The sequence below is a fragment of the Paenibacillus agri genome (assembly GCF_013359945.1).
GTDB lineage: Bacteria > Bacillota > Bacilli > Paenibacillales > Paenibacillaceae > Paenibacillus_AQ > Paenibacillus_AQ agri.
Genome location: NZ_JABWCS010000049.1, coordinates 1 through 243, shown reverse-complemented (window position 1 = coordinate 243; position 243 = coordinate 1). Strand labels below are relative to the sequence as shown.

At 54.3% G+C, this 243-nt stretch carries 1 rRNA gene; it reads right to left on the bottom strand.

Annotated features, from left to right (window positions below):
• Positions 1 to 243, bottom strand: a 16S ribosomal RNA gene (locus HPT30_RS00230); the annotation flags it as partial.

The following is a 243-nucleotide window of genomic DNA, read 5'->3' as shown; positions in this document are numbered from 1 at the left end:
TTCCCGTTGTACCGGCCATTGTAGTACGTGTGTAGCCCAGGTCATAAGGGGCATGATGATTTGACGTCATCCCCACCTTCCTCCGGTTTGTCACCGGCAGTCACTCTAGAGTGCCCAGCTTAACCTGCTGGCAACTAAAGTCAAGGGTTGCGCTCGTTGCGGGACTTAACCCAACATCTCACGACACGAGCTGACGACAACCATGCACCACCTGTCTCAACTTTCCCCGAAGGGCACCTAATG